Origin of the sequence: Delftia acidovorans NBRC 14950 (genome assembly GCF_001598795.1) — a bacterium.
Taxonomy (GTDB): domain Bacteria; phylum Pseudomonadota; class Gammaproteobacteria; order Burkholderiales; family Burkholderiaceae_C; genus Comamonas; species Comamonas acidovorans.
In genome coordinates this window covers 83,713-104,131 of record NZ_BCZP01000006.1, presented here as the reverse complement: position 1 = coordinate 104,131, position 20,419 = coordinate 83,713, and the positions used below count along the sequence as shown (strand labels likewise).

Annotated in this window: 17 protein-coding genes; 13 read left to right on the top strand and 4 right to left on the bottom strand. The window is 66.0% G+C overall.

Annotation, left to right across the window (positions count from 1 at the left end; genetic code table 11):
• Positions 1 to 110 precede the first annotated feature (110 nt).
• Entirely contained in the window at positions 111 to 962 is an 852-nt protein-coding gene (locus tag DA1_RS09535) for a lysophospholipid acyltransferase family protein (RefSeq protein WP_080736965.1), read from the top strand.
• Positions 959 to 1,825, top strand: coding sequence for a lysophospholipid acyltransferase family protein (locus DA1_RS09530; protein WP_034397018.1), 867 nt, complete (start codon positions 959 to 961; stop codon positions 1,823 to 1,825). Before DA1_RS09535 ends, DA1_RS09530 begins: the two co-directional genes overlap by 4 nt.
• Here DA1_RS09530 and DA1_RS09525 read toward each other — a convergent pair.
• From DA1_RS09525 to zwf, 3 genes are all read right to left on the bottom strand, one after another.
• Complete coding sequence (locus DA1_RS09525) at positions 1,819 to 2,730, bottom strand: alpha/beta fold hydrolase (RefSeq protein ID WP_034397017.1); 912 nt, start codon at positions 2,728 to 2,730, stop codon at positions 1,819 to 1,821. The genes DA1_RS09530 and DA1_RS09525 overlap by 7 nt on opposite strands.
• A gap of 45 nt (positions 2,731 to 2,775) precedes the next feature.
• Entirely contained in the window at positions 2,776 to 3,528 is a 753-nt protein-coding gene (gene yihA, locus DA1_RS09520) for a ribosome biogenesis GTP-binding protein YihA/YsxC (RefSeq protein WP_034397016.1), read from the bottom strand.
• A gap of 220 nt (positions 3,529 to 3,748) precedes the next feature.
• Positions 3,749 to 5,203, bottom strand: a complete 1,455-nt coding sequence (gene zwf / locus DA1_RS09515) for a glucose-6-phosphate dehydrogenase (protein ID WP_012207397.1) — start codon at positions 5,201 to 5,203, stop codon at positions 3,749 to 3,751.
• A 139-nt stretch (positions 5,204 to 5,342) separates the two neighbouring features.
• Between zwf and pgi the strand changes: the two genes are divergently transcribed.
• Positions 5,343 to 6,905 carry a glucose-6-phosphate isomerase gene (gene pgi / locus DA1_RS09510; RefSeq protein WP_034397015.1) on the top strand — a complete coding sequence of 521 codons (1,563 nt, stop codon included), beginning with the start codon at positions 5,343 to 5,345 and terminating at the stop codon, positions 6,903 to 6,905.
• 35 nt (positions 6,906 to 6,940) lie between these two features.
• Here pgi and DA1_RS09505 read toward each other — a convergent pair whose 3' ends face one another.
• Positions 6,941 to 7,843, bottom strand: a complete 903-nt coding sequence (locus DA1_RS09505) for an SMP-30/gluconolactonase/LRE family protein (RefSeq protein ID WP_034397014.1) — start codon at positions 7,841 to 7,843, stop codon at positions 6,941 to 6,943.
• Positions 7,844 to 8,083: 240 nt separating this feature from the next.
• Between DA1_RS09505 and DA1_RS09500 the strand changes: the two genes are divergently transcribed.
• The 10 genes from DA1_RS09500 to ccsB all read left to right on the top strand — a co-directional run bounded on the left by DA1_RS09500 (position 8,084) and on the right by ccsB (position 20,325).
• The gene (locus DA1_RS09500; RefSeq protein ID WP_034397013.1) at positions 8,084 to 9,394 is read left to right on the top strand and encodes an ABC transporter substrate-binding protein; all 1,311 of its coding nucleotides are present in this window, start codon (positions 8,084 to 8,086) and stop codon (positions 9,392 to 9,394) included.
• The gene (locus tag DA1_RS09495; protein WP_051940972.1) at positions 9,391 to 10,284 is read left to right on the top strand and encodes a carbohydrate ABC transporter permease; all 894 of its coding nucleotides are present in this window, start codon (positions 9,391 to 9,393) and stop codon (positions 10,282 to 10,284) included. Before DA1_RS09500 ends, DA1_RS09495 begins: the two co-directional genes overlap by 4 nt.
• Positions 10,285 to 10,291: 7 nt before the next feature.
• Positions 10,292 to 11,110, top strand: coding sequence for a carbohydrate ABC transporter permease (locus DA1_RS09490; protein ID WP_012207392.1), 819 nt, complete (start codon positions 10,292 to 10,294; stop codon positions 11,108 to 11,110).
• A gap of 45 nt (positions 11,111 to 11,155) precedes the next feature.
• Positions 11,156 to 12,214 carry an ABC transporter ATP-binding protein gene (locus tag DA1_RS09485; protein ID WP_034397011.1) on the top strand — a complete coding sequence of 353 codons (1,059 nt, stop codon included), beginning with the start codon at positions 11,156 to 11,158 and terminating at the stop codon, positions 12,212 to 12,214.
• Between the two features lie 64 nt (positions 12,215 to 12,278).
• Entirely contained in the window at positions 12,279 to 13,703 is a 1,425-nt protein-coding gene (gene dalD / locus DA1_RS09480; protein WP_034397010.1) for a D-arabinitol 4-dehydrogenase, read from the top strand.
• A gap of 5 nt (positions 13,704 to 13,708) precedes the next feature.
• Positions 13,709 to 14,653, top strand: coding sequence for a carbohydrate kinase family protein (locus tag DA1_RS09475; protein WP_034397009.1), 945 nt, complete (start codon positions 13,709 to 13,711; stop codon positions 14,651 to 14,653).
• A 54-nt stretch (positions 14,654 to 14,707) separates the two neighbouring features.
• A complete protein-coding gene (locus tag DA1_RS09470; protein WP_016450966.1) occupies positions 14,708 to 15,640 on the top strand; it encodes an AraC family transcriptional regulator in 933 nt (310 codons plus the stop codon).
• Positions 15,641 to 15,927: 287 nt separating this feature from the next.
• Positions 15,928 to 16,578, top strand: coding sequence for a c-type cytochrome (locus tag DA1_RS09465; RefSeq protein WP_034397008.1), 651 nt, complete (start codon positions 15,928 to 15,930; stop codon positions 16,576 to 16,578).
• Positions 16,579 to 16,717: 139 nt separating this feature from the next.
• Positions 16,718 to 18,988: a cytochrome c biogenesis protein ResB gene (locus DA1_RS09460; RefSeq protein WP_230590937.1), complete on the top strand. Its 2,271-nt coding sequence runs from the start codon at positions 16,718 to 16,720 to the stop codon at positions 18,986 to 18,988.
• Entirely contained in the window at positions 18,985 to 20,325 is a 1,341-nt protein-coding gene (gene ccsB, locus DA1_RS09455) for a c-type cytochrome biogenesis protein CcsB (RefSeq protein WP_034397007.1), read from the top strand. The genes DA1_RS09460 and ccsB overlap by 4 nt, the downstream gene beginning before the upstream one ends.
• Positions 20,326 to 20,419 lie beyond the last annotated feature (94 nt).

Below are 20,419 nucleotides of genomic sequence, written 5' to 3'. Positions count from 1 at the left end.
TTTTGCTGGGCGCTGCCCAAGCTGCAGGAGCTCTGGCGAACGCTTTAGCAGAAATTGTTTAACGTCGCTCTGCAAGTTGCTCAGTTAACTCAGCGACACCCATCATTTTAATGCCATCCCTGTTCCGACTGTTTGCTGCACTGCCTTTGTGGCTATTGCACCCCCTTGGCGCGCTCATGGGCTGGGTGGCGTTCGCCGCTTCGGCCACGTACCGGCGCCGCTTTCTGGCCAACGCCCGGCAGGCCGGCTACGGCCTCGGCGCCGTGGCGCCGGCTGTGGGACATGCGGGGCGCATGGTGGCGGAGCTGCCGCGCATGTGGATGGGCAGGCAGCCGAGCTGCGAGATGCACAACGAGGAATGCGTGCGCCGGGCCTACGCGGCCGGGCGCGGCATCATCTTTCTGACGCCGCACCTGGGCTGCTTCGAGCTGTCTGTGCAGCAGGCGGCGCGGCAATGGTCGGCCGAGCATGGCGAGATCACCATTCTTTACCGTCCCGCGCGCCAGCCCTGGCTGGCCCGCGTCATGGAGACGGCGCGCAACCGCCCCGGCGTGCAGGCCGTGCCGACCACGCTGGCCGGCGTGCGACAGATGATCAAGGCGCTGCGCAAGGGCATGGCAGTGGGGCTGCTGCCAGACCAGGTTCCGCCCGAGGGGCAGGGCGTCTGGTCGCCGTTCTTCGGCCGTGATGCCTATACGATGACGCTGGCGGCGCGCCTGGCGTTGCAGACGGGGGCCGCGGTGATCGTGGCCCGTTGTGAGCGCTTGTCCTGGGGGCGGGGCTATGCGCTGTATCTTGAGGAGTTGCCCGTGCCCTTGTCCGAGAATCTGGAAGCTGCGGTGCAGCAGATCAACGAGGCGATGGAACACACCATCCGCCAATGCCCGCAGCAATACCTGTGGGGCTATGCGCGCTACAAGCAGCCGCGCCGTGAAGCAGCTGCCGGCGAGGTGGGTGCATGAGCGGGCGCATCGGCGTGTGGCTGATGCGATCGCTGGCTTGGATGCCGCTGCCGTGGCTGCGGGGGCTGGGTGCGTTTCTGGGGCGTGTGCTGTTCGTGCTGGCGGCTCCGCGCCGCAAGGTGGCGCTGCGCAATCTTGCGCTGTGCTTTCCCGAGCTGACCGAGGCGCAGCGCGTGGAGCTGGCGCGCAGCAACTTCATCGTCTTTTGCCAGACCTGGCTGGACCGCAGCTGGCTGTGGGCCGCGCCGCGCGAGGTGGTGGCCGAGCGCGTGAAGCTGCAGGGCGCCGTGCATGAGCTCGATGGCGATACGCCCACCATCCTGTTCGCGCCGCATTTCTACAGCATGGATGCGGGTGGCCTGGCGCTGCCGCTGCACACCACGCGGCCTTTCACCTCGATTTTTTCCACCCACCCGGACCCGGCGGTCGATGAGTGGTTCATGTCGGGGCGCCAGCGCTTTGGCGATGTGCGCATGCTCAACCGCGCCGACGGGGTCAAGCCCATCATCTCCAGCCTGCGCAAGGGCGGGCTGCTGTACCTTTTGCCCGACATGGACTTCGGCCGCAACGACTCGGTCTTCGTGCCCTTCTTCGGCGTGAACGCGGCCACCATCCCCTCGCTGTCGCGCTTTGCACGCCTGGGCCGGGCCAAGGTGCTGGGCATGTATACGCGCATGACGCCCACGGGCTACGTGGCCGAGATCACGCCGGCCTGGACGGACTTTCCCACCGACGATGCCGAGGCCGACACGGCACGCATGAACCGCGAGTTGGAAGCGGTGATTCGCACCATGCCCGACCAGTACTACTGGGTGCACAGGCGCTTCAAGACCCGGCCCGAGGGCGAGCCTTCGGTCTACTGAACGGGGCGGGACAGGAACTGCTCCAGCGCTTGCCGCACCGCATCGGGCTGCTCGTGCACGACCCAGTGCGAAGTGCCTGCCAGGTGCTGCACCGTCAGGCGCGGCACCCACGGCTCCAGACCTTCGACCAGGGCAGGCTGCAGCGCCGGGTCGCTGTCGCCCCAGAGCACATGCGTGGGCACGCCGATGTCCAGCATCTCGGGCGGCAGCCTCAGGTTGCGCAGTGCGTCGGCTGAGGCCGGATCTTCGGGCCGGGGCGGCACCAGGGGACTGGCGCCGTAGTAGTGGCAGGAGCCTTGCACGCCCAGGTCCCAGTGCTCGCGGTAGCGCTGCTGCAGCTGCGGCGTGAGCCAGCCGGGCAGCTCGCCCTGCGGTGTGCGGAAAAATCCCAGCATGCGCTGCCAGTTGTTGTCGGCCAGCAGGGCGGGCGCATCGGGGCGGCGCAGGAAATGCATGTACTGGCTTGCGGCCTGCTGCACGGGGTTGTCCAGCAACTCGCGCAGAAAGGCGCCTGGATGCGGGGCGTTGAGGATCATCAGCCGCTGCATCAGCCCGGGATGGCGATTGGCCAGACCCCAGGCCAGGGCACCGCCCCAGTCGTGGGCGATCACGCAGGCTGCGGGTGCGCCAGGGCTTTCGATGGCGATCAGCGCCGCCAGATCCTGCAGCAGGTGCTTGGCCTTGTACTGCTCCACGCCGGCCGGCTGGCTGGAACGGCCAAAGCCCCGCAGATCGGGGGCGACGCAACGCCATTGCGTGCCGAACTGCTCCAGCATGCCTTCCCAGATGAAGCTGCCTTCGGGAAAGCCGTGCAGGAACAGCAGCAACGGCCGGCCGGGTTCGCCGCTGACGCGGCAGTGCAGATGGATGCCGTGAGGCAGCTCACGAATGCAGGTGGTCACCATGTTGCGCTCCTTGCGGGGCGCTGGCTACACGAGCGCCTCCGGGCGCTAATCTTGGGGGCTGTCGCTCTCGCCGGGCGTCGCGGCTGCGACGTTCTCCTGCGGTGCAGCGGCGGCCGGCTGGGCCAGCCCTTCGGGATGGCTCCAGTGCCACAGCAGCTGGGCCACCTCGTCCACACCTTGCTTCTTCAGCGCGGAGAACATGCGCACCTCGCCACCGCCGGCATTGAGCCGCGTGATGGACAGCACCTTGGCCTGCTCGGCGCGCGTGAGCTTGTCTGCCTTGGTCAGCAGCACGAGGAACTTCAGGCCCTCCTGCACGCGCGGGCGCAGGGCATCGAGCAAGGCTTCGTCGAGTTCGGTCAGGCCCAGTCGCGGATCGCACAGCAGCACGATGCCCGTCAGGCTCTCGCGGCTGACCAGGTAGTTCAGCATCACGCGCTGCCAGCGCTGCTTGTCCGTGCGCGACACGGCGGCGTAGCCGTAGCCGGGCAGATCGGCCAGCACGGCGTCGGTCACGCCCTGCTTGCCCAGGGAGAACAGGTTGATGTGCTGCGTGCGGCCGGGCTTCTTCGAGGCGAAGGCCAGCTGCTTTTGCTGCGTCAGCGTGTTGATGCAGGTGGACTTGCCGGCATTGGAGCGGCCCACGAACGCGATCTCGGGCACATCGACCTTGGGAAGATGGTGCAGTTGCGCAGCCGTCGTCAAAAAGCGCGTCGTGTGCATCCATCCCATGGCGAGCTTGGGATCGATCAGGGAGGAGGTGGGGGCGGCATCGGCAGCCGGCGCAGCAGGATTCATGGTGTGGTCAGTCTCTCGGGGCCTCATTGTAGGTTCCCCCATGATTCAACGTTTCTCACGGGCCATATGCCAACTGCGTGGCGCCATATGCAGGCGCGGCGTATGAAACTGTCGCGGCCCACCCCAGGGACACCGAGGAAGGGCCGCCCCGCACCGAGGGTGTCGTCCCCCTCCCGCGCAGCGAGAGAGGGGGAAGGCGCGCAGCGCCTCAGGGGGAGCCTCAAACCTCCTCGCTCCAACAAAAACCATCCCGCGCAATCATCGCGCTGGCCGCGCTGGGCCCCCAACTGCCTGCCGCATAGCCGCGCGGCCCCGAGAGATCGTTGCGCCAGTGCTGCAGTATGGGTTCCACCCAGCGCCAGGCCTGTTCCTGCTCGTCGCTGCGCACGAACAGGTTCAGCCGCCCGGCGATCACGTCCAGCAGCAGGCGTTCGTAGGCGCCCACGCGCTTGGCGCCGAAGCGCTGGTCGAAGTCCAGGTTCAGGTGTACAGGGGCCAGCGAAGGCTCGGCCTGCTGCTGGGTGGCGCCCTGGGCCAGCAGGTGCAGCTCCAGGCCGTCCTTGGGCTGCAGGTTGATGACCAGCCGGTTGGCTTCGGACAGGGGCGAGCGGAAGATGGGATGGGGCACGGGCCGGAAGTTCACGACGATGCGCGCATCCCTTCCTGCCAGCCGCTTGCCGGTGCGGATGTAGAAGGGCACGCCGGCCCAGCGCCAGTTGCAGATCTCGGTGCGCAGGGCGACGAAGGTCTCGGTCTGGCTGCCGGCCGCCACGCCTTTCTCTTGCTGGTAGGCGGGCACGGGCTGGCCCTGGCTGGCGCCGGCCAGATACTGGCCGCGCACCACGTGCTGGCTCAGGGTTTCCGGCGTCCAGGGCTTGAGCGACTGCAGCACCTTGAGCTTTTCGTCGCGGATGGCGTGGGCCGAGGCGTTGATCGGCGGCTCCATGCCGATGGCGCACAGCAGTTGCAAGGCATGGTTTTGCACCATGTCGCGCAGCGCGCCGGTCTGGTCGTAGAAGGCGCCACGGCTTTCCACGCCCAGTTCCTCGGCAATGGTGATCTGGATGTTGGCAATGGTCTCGCGCCGCCACAGTGGCTCGAACAGGGCGTTGCCGAAGCGCAGGGCCAGCAGGTTCTGGACCGAGGGCTTGCCCAGGTAGTGGTCTATGCGAAACACCTGCTCTTCGCGCAGGACCTTACGCAGCGTGGCGTTGATGGCCTGGTTGGAGGCCAGGTCGTGGCCCAGCGGCTTTTCCAGCACCACGCGCGTCTGCGGGCCATTCAGGCCCACGGCGGCAATCTGCTCGCAGACCGTGGTGAACAGGCTGGGCGCAGTGGCCAGGTACATCACCACCGTCTCGGCGCCGCGGGTGTTCAGCGCCGTGGCCAGGCGCTCGTAGTCGGCGGGTTGCGACAGGTCCATGCGCAGGTAGTGCAGCAGGGCCGCGAAACGCGAGAACTCCTCTGGACTGGGGCGCTTGGACAGTTCCACCTTTTCGAAGCGGCCCTGAATGAGCGCGCGGTACTGGTCGTCACTCAGATCATCGCGACCCACGCACAGGATGCGTCCCCCCTCGGGGAGGGTGCCGTGGCGGAACGCCTGGAATAGCGCGGGCATGAGCTTGCGCCATGCGAGATCACCCGTGCCACCGAACAAAACCAGATCGAAACCCATGCTGTCTCCACAAGTTGGTGTGTCTATTTTTGGTAACTTGGTTACCAAAATTTTGAAGAATCGGATAAATTATAGGAAGGTATTGAGATTTTGTTCCAGAGATGTGTTGTCGATTTGGTAATCAGATTACTTTCATCCCATGCTGTCCGTCATTCCCCAGCCCCCGCGCTGCGACCATGCCACTGTCTGGCCTGCGCTGCACCACCATGCCTTGGCCCTGCGCAAGGGCTTCGATCTGCGCCACGCCTTTGCCGATGATCCCGGCCGGTTCGCGCACTTCAGCCAGGAGGCGCCACACTGTTTTGCAGACCTGTCCAAGAACCTCTGGGATGCCCCGGCCGAGGCGCTGCTGTTGCGTCTGGCGCGCGAGTGCGCAGTGGAGCAGCAGCGCGATGCCATGTTCGCCGGCGAGCACGTCAACGGCAGCGAGGGCCGCGCCGTGCTGCACGCGCTACTGCGCTGCCCGCGCGGCGAGTCGCCGCCGGGCCTGGCATGGGCCCTGGCCCAGGTGCACGAAACGCTGGATGCCATGCTGGCCTATGCCGAGCGCGTGAGGGCCGATGCCGGCATCACCGATGTGGTGTGCATGGGGATCGGCGGATCGGGCCTGGGGCCGCAGATGGCCGTGCAGGCGTTGCAGGGAATGTGCGATGCACGGCGGCGCATGCACTTCGTCTCGAACGTGGATGGGCATGAGCTGCAATCGGTGCTTGATGGGCTGCAGCCGCGCAGCACGCTGTTCATCGTGGCCTCCAAGGTCTTCAACACGCAGGAGACGCTGACCAATGCGCGGAGCGCGCTGCAATGGTTCCATGCGCAGGGCGGTGAAGATGTGGCGCGGCATTTCGTGGCGCTGACCACCAATGCCTCGGCGGCTGCGCAGATGGGCATCACCACCACTTTCGGCTTCTGGGACTGGGTGGGCGGGCGCTATTCGCTGTGGTCGGCGATCGGGCTGCCCGTGGCCCTCGCCGTGGGAGCTGCGGCATTCCGCGACCTGTTGGCTGGCGCGCATGCCATGGACCACCATTTCCGCACGGCACCGCTGCAGGCCAACCTGCCCGTGCGTCTGGGCCTGCTCGATGTCTGGAACCGCAATCTGCTGGGCTTTGCCAGCCGCTGCATTGCGCCCTACCACGCAGGCCTGCGGCGCCTGCCGGCCTATCTGCAGCAACTGGAGATGGAGAGCAATGGCAAGCGCGTGGACCGCCAGGGCCGGCCGCTGGCGCTGGGCTCAGCCCCCGTGCTCTGGGGCGAGCCTGGTACGGATGGGCAGCATGCCTTCTTCCAGATGCTGCACCAGGGGACGGACATCGTGCCGCTGGAGATCATCGCCGTGCAGCGGCCGTCGCACGGCCTGCAGGGCCACCATGAGCAACTGCTGGCCAACGCCCTGGCCCAGGCCCAGGCCTTGATGCAGGGGCGTTCCTGCGATGATGGCCATCGCCACTTCCCGGGCAACCGGCCCAGTACCTTTGTACTGCTGGATGCGCTCACGCCGGCGGCGCTGGGTGCGCTGATCGCCTTGCAGGAGCACCGCGTGTTCGTGGCGGGCGCGCTGTGGGGCCTCAACAGCTTCGACCAGTGGGGGGTGGAACTGGGCAAGCTGCTGGCGCGCGACCTGCAGCAGCGCCTGGCCAGCGGTGATGTGGCGGAGCTCGATGCATCGACCGCAGGACTGCTGCAGCGCATGCGGGCCTGACGCCCCTGGCAACACGTTGCCGGGGCTGTGCAGGCTCAGGCTTCGCGGAAGCTGTTCACCGGCAGGCCCGGCACATCGACACGGCACTCCATCAGTGCGCCGGCAGGCACCTGCGCCGATCGCTCCGGATCGGGCCGGCCGTGTCCGGCCGAGGTGATGTACAGCGTACGCAGGTCCTCCCCCCCAAAGCAGACCATGGTGGGGCAGCGCACGGGCGTGTCCAGGCGCTGCAGCACATCGCCCTCGGGGCTCAGTTGCAGCACGCAGCCGCCTTCGTACATGGCCACCCAGTAGTTGCCCCGGACGTCGACGCTGGCGCCGTCGGGGCGGCCGCCATAGAGCCTGCCCTCGGCCTTGGGGGCGAAGGCCTTCCACAGAGAGCGCGTGCCCAGCGTGCCGGAGTCCAGGTCGAAGGCAAAGCGGTCTATGCGGTGGGCTGGCGTGTCTGCCCAGTACATCCAGTCGTCATCGGGGCTGAAGGCCAGGCCATTGGCCGTGGTGCAGTCGCCTGCCATGCGCTGAACGGCGTAGCCTCCGGAGCCGTCCGCGCGAAGGCACCACAGCGCGGCATCGGGCGCCGTCTTGGGCGAGAACAGTGACCCCGCCCACAGCCGCCCGGCGCGGTCGCAGCGCCCGTCGTTGAGCCGCAGCTGCTGCGGATCATGGTCCAGGCGGGCGATCATTTCGGTGTGTCCCGTGGCGGTGTCCAGCAGGCCGAAGCCATCGCGCAGCCCCACCACGATGCGGCCCCGGTCCGTGGGAGCGCAGCAGCCCGGTTCGCTGGGCGTGGCCCAGCTGCGGTGCAGGCCTGTGGCGGGCTCCCAGGAATGGATGTGCCGGTCCTGGATATCGCACCAGTAGAGCCGGTGTTCCTGCGGGTGCCAGAAGGGGGACTCGCCGAGTGCACTCGGTGGAACAGGGATGCGCTGCACGGCCATGGTCTGTCTCGGAGATGCGGATGAACGGAATTCTAGGAGGTCGGGACGCACCGCAGCAGCGGCAAATGGTTTGATGCATCGGCTAAGGGATATCACCGGCTTGGCTGCGCATAAAAGTATCGAAAGGCGCATCTGTCGTACCAGTCCAGGCACGAGGCCGTCGCCACAATGCCTCATCCGCAGCCGGGATGGGAGGCGCGGTGATCCAGCATTCGAAGACCAGGGAACAAGGAGACAAAAATGCACAGCTTGCTCAAGGCCAGCCTCACATGGGCCATGGCCACTGCCGCAGCGGGCGCACTCGCCGGCACCGAACTCGTGATCGCCACCGTGAACAACGGCCACATGATCGAGATGCAAAAGCTCACCCCCCGGTTCGAGAAGGCCCACCCCGACATCACGCTCAAATGGGTGACGCTGGAAGAAGGCGTGCTGCGCCAGCGCGTGACCACCGACATCGCCACCAAGGGCGGCCAGTTCGATGTGATGACCGTGGGCATCTACGAGGTGCCGATCTGGTCGAAGAAGGGCTGGCTGCAGCCCATTGCCACCGATGCCGCCTATGACGCGGCCGATCTGCTGCCCGCCATCCGCGAAGGCCTGTCCTACGAAGGCAAGCTCTATGCCTCGCCCTTCTATGGCGAAGGCTCCATGCTCATGTACCGCAAGGACCTGGCGGACAAGGCGGGTTTTCAGATGCCCGACAAGCCCACCTGGGAGCAGGTCCGGGAGTTCGCCTCCAAGGTCCACGATCCCAAGGCCGGGGTCTACGGCATCTGCCTGCGCGGCAAGCCGGGCTGGGGGGACAACATGGCCCTGATCACCACCATGGCCAATACCTTCGGCGGCCAATGGTTCGACATGCAGTGGAAGCCGCAGATCGACACACCCGCCTGGAAGAAGGCCGTGGGTTTTTATGTGGACCTGATGAAGGCCTATGGCCCCCCGGGCGCCTCGGCCAACAGCTTCAATGAAAACCTGGCGCTGTTCAACGAGGGCAAGTGCGGCGCCTGGGTGGATGCGAGCATCGCCGCCTCCTTCGTGAGCGACCCCAAGCAATCCAAGGTGGCCGACAAGGTGGCCTATGCGGCCGCACCCATGGCCAGCACGCCCAAGGGATCGACCTGGCTGTGGACCTGGAACCTGGCCATTCCCTCCAGCTCGAAGAAGGCCGATGCGGCCCAGGTCTTCGTGAAGTGGGCCACCTCCAGGGAGTATGTGCAGTTGGTTGCGCAGGAGCACGGCTGGCGTGCCGTGCCCACAGGAACGCGCCAGTCCACCTATGCCAATGCCGAGTTCCAGAAGGTGGCGGGCTTTGCCGCAGCCGAGAAGCGGGCCATCGACAGCGTGAGCCTGACCGATGCGACCGAGCCCAAGTCGCCCTATGCCGGCGTGCAGTACGTTGCGATTCCAGAGTTCCAGGCCATTGGCATTGCCGTGGGCCAGCAGATGAGCGCTGCGCTGTCGGGCAAGGTCACGGTGGAGCAGGCACTCAGTACCTCGCAGACGCTGGCCGAACGCGAGATGAGGAAAAGCGGCTACTACAAATGAGGGCCGATAGGACTCCCGACAGGGCGGCGTCCGCCAGGCGCCTGCTGCCCCGCGCCCTGATGGCGCCCGCCGTGGCCGTGCTGCTGTGCTGGATGCTCGTGCCCTTGTTGATGACGATTTATTTCTCGCTCGTCAACTACAACCTCATGCAGCCGGGCGAGCACCGCTTCGCCGGCTGGGACAACTACGCCTTCTTCATCACCGATCCGGACTTCCTGCCCGCCGTGTGGAACACGCTGAACTTCCTGGCCAGCGTGGTGCTGATCACCCTGGTGCTGGGCGTGCTGATCGCTTTGCTGATCAACGAGCCGTTTCCGGGGCGTGGCGTCGTGCGGGTGCTGCTGATCTCGCCGTTCTTCGTGATGCCCACGGTCAATGCGCTGCTGTGGAAGCACATGATGATGAACCCGATCTATGGCGTGCTGGCCAGCCTGTGGAGGGCCGTCGGACTGCAGCCCGTGGACTGGCTCACCGAGATGCCGCTGCTGTCCGTCATCGTCATGGTGTCCTGGCAATGGCTGCCCTTCGCCTGCCTGATCTTCATCACCTCGCTGCAGTCGCTGGACCGCGAGCAGATGGAGGCGGCGCGCATGGATGGCGCCAACGCCCTGCAGCGCTTTTACTACCTCACGCTGCCCCATCTGGCGCGGCCCATGGCGGTGGTAGTGATGATCGAGATGATCTTCCTGCTCAGCGTGTTCGCCGAGATTGCCATCACCACGGCAGGTGGGCCCGGCAACGAGAGCACCAACCTGACCTACCTGATCTACAAGCAGTCGCTGATGAACTTCGACGTGGGTGTGGCCTCGGCCGGTGCACTGTTTGCCGTGGTGCTGGCCAACATCGTCTCTCTCTTCCTGATCCGCATCGTGGGCAAGAGCCTGGACTGAGGGCATGATGAAAACAAGTTCCTCCACCCTGGTGCGCGCCGCTGCGGCATGGGCCGTGGCACTGCTGCTGTTCTTTCCGCTGGCCTGGCTGTTCCTGACGGCCTTCAAGACGGAACTGCAGGCCATTGCCGTGCCGCCGCTGTTCGTGTTCGAGCCCACGTTGGCCAACTTCGGCGAAGTGCAGCAGCGCAGCGACTACCTGCTGTATGCGCGCAATTCGCTGATCACCAGCCTGGCCTCGACCCTGATCGGCCTGGCCATCGCCGTGCCTGCTGCCTACTCCATGGCGTTCTTTCGCAGCCGCCACACGCGCGACGTGCTCATGTGGATGCTCTCGACCAAGATGATGCCGGCCGTGGGGGCCCTGCTGCCCATCTATGTGCTGGCGCAAGGGGCGGGCTTGCTGGATTCGCTCACCGTGCTGGTCATCGTCTTCACGCTGTCCAACCTGCCCATCATGGTCTGGATGCTCTACAGCGCGCTCAAGGACATCCCCAACGAGATCCTGGAAGCGGCGCGCATGGATGGCGCAGGCCTGTGGGCCGAGTTCCGCCATGTGGTGCTGCCGCTGGCTGTGGGCGGCATTGCCTCCACCGGGCTGCTGTGCCTGGTGCTGAGCTGGAACGAGGCCTTCTGGTCGCTGAACCTGAGCAGCGCCCGGGCCGGCACGCTGGCCACGCTGATCGCCTCGTATGCCAGCCCCGAAGGGCTGTTCTGGGCCAAGCTCTCGGCCGCTTCGCTGATCGCCATCGCCCCCATCGTGGTGTTCGGCTGGTTCAGCCAGAAGCAACTGGTGCAGGGCATGACCTTTGGCGCCGTCAAGTAGCCGTCCGGCATCCATTTCGCGGCTTTGTGCTGCACAAGGAAAACCATGGCCTATCTGCAACTTCAGGACATACGCAAGCGCTTCGGAGAGGCGCAGATCATCCGCGGCGTGGACCTCGCCATCGAGCGCGGCGAATTCATCGTCTTCGTCGGGCCTTCGGGCTGCGGCAAGTCCACGCTGCTGCGCCTGATCGCTGGGCTGGAGAGCATCACTTCGGGGCAGTTGCTGCTCGACGGGCGCGACATCACGCATGCGCCATCGGGCGAGCGCGACCTGGCAATGGTGTTCCAGAGCTATGCGCTGTATCCGCACATGAGCGTGTACGACAACATGTCCTTCGCGCTGCGCCTGGCCGGCGTGCCGAAAGAGGAGATACGCCGAAAGGTCGGGCAGGCGGCCGAGACGCTCAACCTCACACCCTATCTGGAACGCAAGCCGCGCGACCTGTCCGGGGGGCAGCGTCAGCGCGTGGCCATAGGCCGGGCCATCGTGCGTGCGCCCAAGGTGTTCCTGTTCGACGAGCCGCTGTCCAACCTCGATGCGGCGCTGCGCGGCAACACGCGGGTGGAAATCCACAAGCTGCACAAGGCGCTGGGCGCTACCACCATCTATGTCACCCATGACCAGGTCGAGGCCATGACCCTGGCCGACCGCGTGGTGGTGTTGCGCGATGGCTGCATCGAACAGGTGGGCGCGCCCCTGGCGCTCTACGACCATCCGGCCAACCAGTTCGTTGCGCAGTTCATCGGCATGCCGTCGATGAACCTGATCGCCGCCGGGGCACTGCCCGTGTTCTCCGGGGCCACGCAGGGCCGCCTGCCCGCCGACGGCACGCTGGGCATACGCCCCGAGGCCTTGCGCGTGGCCAGAGCGCAGGTTGCAACCGATGCCGCTGCACAGAGACAGGTCATGGGCCGCGTGGACCTGATCGAGGCCTTGGGCGCCGACACGCTGATCCATGTCAGCGTGGGCGGTGCGCAGCTCATTGCGCGCCAGGCCGAGCGCACGCCACTGGCCGTGGGCGACGCGGTGTCCGTCGCGCTGGACACCGGGTGCGCACTGCACCTGTTCGACCGCCAGGGACGCACGCTGGCAGGCGCCTGAGCGCTTCGCTCCGAGAGGCTGCCCGGAGCAGTCATCCTTTCTTCCTCATCTCCCTCTGGTCACCATGAACGCGATTGTTCCGCATCTTTCCAGACCCACGGTGCTGCACCTGGGCCTGGGTTCCTTTCACCGTGCGCACCAGGCCGCCTATCAACAGCGGCTGATCGATGCGGGGGATACGCAATGGGAGCTGGTGGGGGCCAACCTGCGCTCCGACATGGCGCAGACGCTGGAGGCGCTGGCGCGCCAGGGAGGGGCTTACACACTGGAGACGATTTCGCCTGGCGGATCGGTGCGCTACCAACGCATCGAGGCCCTGCGCGAAGTGATCCCCCATGCGCCCGGGCTGGCCGCCGTGATCGCGCGCGGAGCCAGCCCCTGCACACGTGTCATCTCCCTCACCGTGACCGAGGCTGGCTACTACCTCGATGGCAGCGGCGTGCTGGACACCGGCAGCCCGGAGCTTGCGGCCGACATCGGCCGCATGCGACAGGGGCAGGTCGGAGAGACGATCTATGGCGTGCTGTGCGCCATCCTGCAGTTGCGCCGCTGTGCACATGCAGGCCCGGTCACACTGCTGAGCTGCGACAACCTGCGCCACAACGGCGATCGCCTGCTGGCCGGCCTGCTGGCCTTCATGCAACTGGCGCAACTGCAGGAACTGGCTGAGTGGGCAGGGCACAACATCAGCTGCCCGAATGCCATGGTCGACCGCATCACCCCGCGCCCGCCGCCGGAGCTGCGCGAGCGCGTGCAGGCCGCGACGGGCTGGGACGATGCGGCCGCCGTGACGGCCGAAAGCTTTTCACAGTGGGTGATAGAGGACCGCTTCGTCGCAGGCCGTCCGCCCTGGGAGCGCGTGGGCGTGGAGATGGTGTCTTCCGTGGCCCCCTACGAGGAGGCCAAGATCCGCATCCTCAACGCCAGCCACAGCTGCATTGCCTGGGCCGGCACGCTGGCGGGCCTGCGCTTCATCCACGAAGGCAGTGCCGTGCCGGCGATACGCCAGCTGGCATGGGACTATGTGACGCAGGACGTGATTCCCTGCCTTGCAACACCCGGCAAGGCATCGGCCCTGGACCTGCCGGCCTACCGCGACACCGTGCTGGAACGCTTCGGCAATCCTGCGATACGCGACACCAACCAGCGCGTGGCGGCCGACGGCTTTGCCAAGATCCCGGGCTTCATCGCGCCCACGGTGCGCGAGCGCATCGCGCAGGGCGCGTCCATGGATGCCGTGGCCATGCTGCCGGCGCTGTTCCTGGTTTTTCTGCAGCGCTGGCACCATGACACACTGCCCTATGCCTACCAGGATCAGGCCATGGACCCCGCAGTGGCGCACGCCATCTGCGCCGCCGCCGACCCCGTGGCCGCGCTGTGTGCCGAAGTGCCCTTGTGGGGTGAGGCCGCGGGCCATCCGCATCTGGTGGAGGCGGTCCGCCGTGCCACAGACCGTGTCCATGCTTTTGTCCAACAGGCAGCGAGGTAGAACGCATGCGCATAGCCATCGCGGGCGAAGCCCTGATCGATTTCACCGCCACGGGCGGCCTGGCCTTCCAGGGCCATGAAGGAGGCGCGCCCGCCAACTGCGCCGTGGCCGCCGCGCGGCTCGGGCAGGCCACGGGCTTTGTCTCGCAACTGTCGCGCGATCTCTTCGGCGAACGCCTTTTCGCGCACCTGCAGGGCAACGGCGTGGACATGCGCCTGGTGCAGCGCTGCGACGCGCCCAGCACGCTGGCCTTTGTCGAGCATGCGCAAGGCACCAACCGCTATGCCTTCTACACGCAGGCAACGGCGGACACGCTGTGGGCACCTGCCGAGCTGCCCGAGTTGCCGCCCGAATGCCGCTATCTGCAGTTCGGCTCCATCGCATTGCTGCACACCCCTGTCGGGCCGCGCATCCTGGACCTGGTGGCGGCTGAGCGCGGGCGGCGCATCATCGTCTTCGACCCGAACGTGCGGCCCACGCTGATCCGCGATGCCCAGGCCTTCCGGCGCGACTGCCTGGGCTGGCTGGCCCAGGCAGACCTGGTCAAGCTCAGCGATGAGGATCTGGCCTTTATCGCGCCCGGCGTTCCGGCGCTGGAGGCCGCCGCGCGCTGGCTGGCGCTGGGTCCCCGGGCCGTGGTGCTCACGCGCGGAGCGGCCGGCGCGACCTTGCTGCGGGAAGGACAGGCCCCTGTGTCGGTGCAGCCGCCGGCCGTGCAACTGGTGGATACCATCGGCGCGGGCGACACCTTTGGCGCGGCGCTGTCGGTTGCGCTGCTGGAGCAGGGAGTCGAGCAGCCGGGCCAGTTGCAGGAGCTGCCCGAGAGCGCGTGGCGCCAGGTGCTGCGCTTTGCCGCAACGGCCGCAGCGCTCAACTGCACGCGCGCCGGTGCCCAGCCGCCCCGGCGCGCGGAACTCGATGCCGCGCTGGCAGCCCATTGCGGTGGATAGCCGCCGCTGGTGATACTGTTTGCCCATGGCCTCTCCAGAAACCTTCACGCCGCCATGACCAGCCCACGCCGCCGCACACCCCGCCAGCGTCACCCTGAACTGGAGCGCGATTTCGTGCGGACGCCCGCGCTGGGCTATGAGGATATGGAGGGCAGCGGCCTGGTGCGCTGCCTGGCACATGGTTTCCCAAGCCCCCTGGTGCGCTGGCATTTCCATGAGGAGTACGAGCTGCACCTCATCACCGACACCTCGGGCCGCGCCTTCGTGGGAGACTGGATAGGACCCTTCGAGCCCGGCCACCTCGTGCTGTGCGGCCCGCGCCTGCCGCACAACTGGATCTCGTTCGATGCGCCCGATGGGGGCTCGCCTGCACGCGATTACGTGATTCTTTTCAACCACGACCCCATCGCCCGTGCGGCCGAGCAGATCCCGGAGATGCGCGAGGTGCTTCAACTGCTGGACCGTGCGCGCCATGGCATCGAGTTCTTCGGCTTGGCGCAGACGGCGCGCGCGCACTGGGATGCGGTCAGGAGTGCGCGCGGAATGCGCCGCTTCACGGCCTTTTGCGCGCTGCTGTCCGATCTTGCCGAGTGCACCGATTACCGGCTGCTGTCAGCCGTGCAGATGCAGGGCGCCCAGGGCGAGGCTCAGGTGGATCAGATCAACGAGGTGGTCAACCGCATCATGGCGCGCGTGAGCGAGCCGCTGAGCCTGGCCGACGTGGCGGCCGAGCTGGGCATGAGCGAGAGCCGCTTCAGCCGCTTCTTCCGCCGGGCCACGGGCAACAGCTTCACCGACTTCGTCAGCCGGGTACGCATCAACAGCGCATGCCACCTGCTCATGCAGACCGACAGCTTCATCGCCGACATCTGCTACCAGGTGGGCTTCAACAACGTGGCCAACTTCAACAGGCGCTTCCTGGAGATCAAGGGCATGACGCCCTCGGAGTTCCGCCGCCAGGCGGACAGCCGCTTCGGCGCGGGTTGAAGCGGGCAGGAAACGGTAGGGAAGCGGAATCTGGCGCGCAAGGGTGTGGTATTGCGCGCCACATGGGTAGAGCCCTTATTGCCGCGCTGGCACAGATCGATATGCTGGGCTGCGAAAAACATATGTTCAGTACCGAATCCGTGGCCAGTTTGTGACCACGATCAAGGAATATGTTTTCCTCTGTGCGCAGGGGCGAAACCAGGGTTCCTGACGATATCAATCACAGGGGACCCCATTGTAGAATCCGCCGAATTTTGCGCTTTCAACAACAGAACCACGCCCTCGATATGAAGTTGCTTGCCTCTTTGCTGACGGCTGCCATTCTTGCTGCAGCCCCCGCCTTTCCCGCTTTCTCCGCTGGCGAGGCACCTGCTGCCTCGGCACAGCCGAAGGCGGCCAAGGCCGACCTGGCGAAGGGCGAGGCCAGCTACACCGCCGTCTGCGCGGCATGCCATGCGGCCGACGGCAATTCCACCATCCCGCTGCAGCCCAAGCTGGCCGGCCAGCATCCCGAGTACCTGGTCAAGCAGTTGCTGGAGTTCAAGGGCGACAAGCGCAAGGACCCCGTGATGAAGGGCTTTGCCAGCATGCTCAGCGAGCCTGACATGAAGAACATCGCCGCCTGGCTGCACACGCAAAAGCCCAAGGACGGCTTTGCCAAGGACAAGGACCTGGTGGCCATGGGCGAGCGCATCTACCGCGGCGGCATCCAGGAGCGCAACATTGCTGCCTGCGCGGGCTGCCACAGCCCCAACGGCGCCGGCATTCCAGCCCAGTACCCGCGCCTGGCGGGCCAGCATGCCGACTACACCACGACCCAGCTCACGGCCTTCCGTGACGGCAAGCGCGGCAATAGCATTCAGATGACGCAGGTTGCTGCCAAGCTTAACGATCGCGAAATCAAGGCCGTGGCAGACTACATCGCTGGCCTGCGTTGATGCGATCCCGGGGCCGACGCGGTTCCCAGGGTAATCACCGGGAACCTATTGCTTTATAGACACCCCAAGCCAGGCGGGTCCATCGCATGAATGCAGATGGTCCCGCTTTTTTCATTCGGGTTTTGGCTTTTCGTTCTTCATGTCAGACAACTCTTCCGGTGCCGCTCTTGCTCCCTCCCGCCCGCAGGCCGCGCGCGCGACCCTGGAGCTGCTGGCATCGATGCGCTTCGCGATCTCGCTGCTGACGGTCATCTGCATTGCCTCGGTGATAGGCACCGTGCTCAAGCAGCATGAGCCGGTGGGCAACTACGTCAACCAGTTCGGGCCTTTCTGGGCCCAGCTGTTCCTCGCGCTCAAGCTCAATGCGGTCTACAGCGCCTGGTGGTTCCTGCTGATCCTGGCTTTTCTGGTGATCAGCACCTCGCTGTGCGTGGCACGCCATGCGCCCAAGTACCTGGCCGATCTGCGCAGCTACAAGGAAAACGTTCGCGAACAAAGCCTCAAGGCCTTCGGCCACCGTGCGCAGAACGTGGTGCCCGGCAGCACCGAAGAGGCCGCCAGGCGCCTGGGCCAGCAGCTGGTATCGGGCGGCTGGAAGGTGCGGCTGCAGCAGCGCGATACGGCGGCCGGTCCCGGCACGGGCTGGATGCTGGCGGCCAAGGCGGGCGCGGCCCACAAGCTGGGCTATATCGCGGCCCACAGCGCCATCGTGCTGATCTGCCTGGGCGGGCTGTTCGATGGCGACCTCATCGTGCGCGCGCAGATGTGGCTGGGAGGCAAAACACCTTATACCGGCGGTGGCCTGATTTCCGAGGTGTCCGAACAGCACCGGCTGAGCGAGCGCAACCCCACCTTCCGAGGCAACCTGCTGGTGACCGAAGGCGGCACGGCAGGCACGGCCATCCTGTCGCAGTCCGACGGCGTGCTGCTGCAGGAGCTGCCCTTTGCGGTGGAACTCAAGAAATTCATCGTGGAGTACTACTCCACGGGCATGCCCAAGCTGTTTGCCAGCGAGGTCGTCATCCACGACAAGGCCACGGGCGAGAAGGTGGAAAAACGCATCGAGGTCAACCACCCGGCCAGCTACCGTGGCATCGAGATCTACCAGTCCAGCTTTGACGACGGCGGCTCGTCGGTGAAGCTGCGCGCCGTGCCGCTGGAGGCGGGAGCCAAGCCCTTTGATGTCGAGGGCGTGATCGGCGGATCGGACCAGTTCGTGCGCAAGCTTCCGGACGGCAAGGACGAGACAGTGACGCTGGAGTTTGCCGAACTGCGCACTATCAACGTGGAGAACTTCGGCGGTGGCGGCGGGGCCAATGGCAGCGGCACCGATGTGCGCAAGGTGGACCTGAAGCAGGCCATCGACGAGCGTCTGGGCGCGGCCCACAAGACCGTGACCAAGAAGGAGCTGCGCAACATCGGTCCCAGCATCCGCTACAAGCTGCGCGATGCCTCGGGCCAGGCGCGCGAGTTCCAGAACTACATGCTGCCCGTGGACACGGGCGACGGCCAGCGCGTGTTCCTGCTGGGCGTGCGCGACAACCAGGCCGATGCCATGCGCTACCTGCGCATTCCCGCCGATCCCGAAAGCGAGATGGACACCTTCCTGCGCCTGCGCAGCGCGCTGCAGGACCCCAGGCTGCGCGAGCAGGCGGCCAAGGCCTATGTGGCCAAGGCCATCGACGCCTCGCGTGCCGAACTCAGTGGCGCGCTGGCGCAGTCGGCCACCAAGGCGCTGGAATTGTTCGCGGGCCAGACCGACAAGAAGGGGCCGGACGGCAAGCCGCTGGGCGGGCTGCAGGCCATCTCGGACTTCATGGAAAGCAATGTGCCGGCCGCCGAGCGCGAACGCGCGGGCGAGGTGCTGGTGCGCATTCTCAACGGCGTGCTGTTCGAGCTGGCCCAGATCGTGCGCACGCAGGCGGGCCAGGCGCCACTGGAGCCCAGCGAGCAGACGCAGTCCTTCATGACCCAGGCCGTGTTCTCGCTCAGCGATGCGCAGTTCTACCCCATGCCCATGGTCTTCATGCTGCAGGACTTCAAGCAGGTGCAGGCCAGCGTCTTCCAGGTGGCACGCGCCCCGGGCAAGAACGTGGTGTATCTGGGCTGCCTGTTCCTCATCATCGGCGTGTTCTGCATGCTGTACGTGCGCGACCGCCGCCTCTGGATCTGGCTCACGCCCCGCGATGGGGAAAGCCATGCCGAAATGGCCTTGTCCACCAATCGCAAGACACTCGATGGTGATAGAGAATTCGCCATGCTGGCCGGCAAGCTGATAGGCGCCGAGCCCATCCACAAGTACGACTTGCGCAAGAAGGAACAAAGCGAACGGTTTGCCACGGGGCACAGCACGTTGTCGCATCCTGTTTGCGCAAGTCTTGACAAGAAACCCCCCGGAGGTTCCGCATGAACACCGCCACTACCACGACGACTTTGACGCTCAATGAGGGCTTCTTCGCCCGCCGCAACTGGTTCGACTGGGTGTTCGCGGCCCTGGTGGCGGCGGGACTGCTGTATGCGCTGCAGCGCTATGGCGAGTACATGGATGTCTACGAAAAGTGCATCCTGGTCGGCACCATTCCCTCGGCCATCTGGCTGGGCTGGTTCTGGCGCCCGCTGCGCGGGCTGATGCTGGTGGTGGCCGGGCTGTCGCTGCTGGCCATCGGGCTCTACCAGGGGCCTGAAGGGGCGCAACTGGCTCGCTCGGACACGGTGTTCGGCCTCAAGTACTTCCTGTCCAGCCAGTCGGCCATCCTCTGGATGAGCATGGTGTTCTTCATGAGCACCGTCTTCTACTGGATCGGCATGTTTGCGCGGGGCGAGGGCACGGCGCTGTCGCTGCTGGGCTCGCGCCTGGCCTGGCTGGCCGTGACGCTGGCGCTGGTGGGCACCATGGTGCGCTGGTACGAGAGCTACCTGATCGGCCCCGATGTGGGCCACATCCCGGTCAGCAATCTCTATGAAGTGTTCGTCATGTTCTGCTGGATGACGGCGCTTTTCTATCTCTATTACGAACAGCACTACGACACGCGCGCCCTGGGCGGCTTCGTGATGCTGGTGGTCAGCGCGGCCGTGGGCTTTTTGCTGTGGTACACGCTGGTGCGCGAGGCGCACGAGATCCAGCCGCTGGTACCGGCACTCAAGAGCTGGTGGATGAAGCTGCACGTGCCGGCCAACTTCATCGGCTACGGCACCTTTGCACTGGCAGCCATGGTCTCCTTTGCCTACCTGATCAAGCAGCAGGCCACGGAGACCCGCTGGTACAAGCTCGCGCCGCTGTGGATGCTGGGTGTGGTGCTGTGCTTCGAGCCCATCGTCTTCCGCAAGGGTGCAACCGAGAACGGCGGCAGCTACTGGATGGTGTACTTCGGCGTTTCGGCGCTGATCGTGGCCGGCATCCTGCTGGCGCGCAAGCGCATCGCCGAGCGCCTGCCCAGCTTCGAGCTGCTGGACGATGTGATGTACAAATCCATCGCCGTGGGTTTTGCCTTCTTCACCATCGCCACCGTGCTGGGCGCTCTGTGGGCGGCCGAGGCCTGGGGCGGCTACTGGAGCTGGGACCCCAAGGAAACCTGGGCGCTGATCGTCTGGCTCAACTACGCGGCCTGGCTGCACATGCGCCTGGTCAAGGGCCTGCGCGGCACGGTATCCGCCTGGTGGGCGCTGGGTGGACTGGCCATCACCACCTTCGCCTTCCTGGGGGTGAACATGTTCCTGTCGGGGCTGCACAGCTACGGCGAGCTTTGAGCCACGGCAGTGGCAGAGTGACAGTGGCAAGATAAGGGCAGCGGCATGCGTTCAGGCGCATGCCGCTTTTTCGTGCACCATCGCATCGGTGCCG